The 1176-nt window shown below is 39.5% G+C and carries 2 protein-coding genes; both read right to left on the reverse strand.

All coding sequences use genetic code 11. The annotated features are described in order from the left end of the window. Positions 1–229 precede the first annotated feature (229 nt). Positions 230–838, reverse strand: a complete 609-nt coding sequence (locus F0231_RS20740) for a hypothetical protein (RefSeq protein ID WP_171761567.1) — start codon at positions 836–838, stop codon at positions 230–232. Beyond that, the gene (locus tag F0231_RS20745; RefSeq protein ID WP_171761568.1) at positions 838–987 is read right to left on the reverse strand and encodes a hypothetical protein; all 150 of its coding nucleotides are present in this window, start codon (positions 985–987) and stop codon (positions 838–840) included. The genes F0231_RS20740 and F0231_RS20745 overlap by 1 nt, the downstream gene beginning before the upstream one ends. Between the last annotated feature and the right edge of the window lie 189 nt (positions 988–1176).

Below are 1176 nucleotides of genomic sequence, written 5' to 3' on the forward strand. Positions count from 1 at the left end.
ATTTCTTAGTACATCGTAATTGATACATGGTTGAAATTCTCTCTAATAATAGGGGCTTACCTACAATTAGAGCATATTGATAGCTGATTGCAACATAACGCCGCATTAAGCTGTGAGCAACGCTACCACCCTACTAAAACCTAGATGCCATAAACACAAAACCCAACGATGGAATGAAAAATGCCATGCGTTGGGAATCAGTCTTAAATGCTTTGTTATGTGCTGTGGACTACACTCTAGGATAGCCAGTGTCTAACTGAAGTGGTCGAAAGTAGCCTTTTATACAATTTGGGTTTCGGACACAAATTTGGATATGATTTTTCTGCTTAAAGCCAGCAGATGGGTATAGCTCATCACCTTCCCAGAAAGCCCCACGTATGGAATCGAATGTCTTTTCATCTTTTCGTTCCATTTCTGTATTCATAAATTGAAAAACAGCGCAGTCTAACTTTCGAAATAGTTTATCAATATCTTTCCCGTGAACAGGCTCATTCTTAGGTAATTCTAGATTAGCTGCTGTATAGACTTTTGATAAAGCGTCATGCTGAGCCTTTAAAACATTAAGCGAGTGAGACTCAAGTAAGTCAAAACAATATCCTAAATGGATGATTGCTCCAATAACCATTGGATCTTTTAACTTGCCACGTACTTCCTTTAGCTCTCTCGCATAAGATTCTGCTCGATGAGGGCTATTCTCCCAAAAGTACATTCCATGACCAAGCCAATCAAATTCGTTTTCACTCGCTTTAAAGCCTTTATCACCTCTTAATATGTCTTCACCGATCTCACGTTCACAAGCATGAAACCCTAAAACCAATGACGGATGATGTTTATACATTATGCCTTGTAATGTTCCTCAGGCTGCCCATCAGCTTTTATCAAGCCAGCAGCCAATAATGCTTCTCTAGCTTTCTGTTCACTAGATGTTGCTTCTTGTACAAATTCTTCTAGACCATCTAAAATTCTTTTTGCATCTTCTTGGCTCATATGAACCTCCAAATTACCTATCTTAAGCAAGGCGATATTATCATGTTAGTAGACGATAAGTAAACTGCTACCAGCGTATAGCACATAACGCCCAATTAAGTAGTGAGCAACGCCACCACCCAACCAAACCATTGTGCCTTAATCACTAAAGCTGATTCAAACCCAAAATGCCGAGCGTTGCGAATCTGC

Origin of the sequence: Vibrio sp. RE86 (genome assembly GCF_013114545.1) — a bacterium.
Taxonomy (GTDB): domain Bacteria; phylum Pseudomonadota; class Gammaproteobacteria; order Enterobacterales; family Vibrionaceae; genus Vibrio.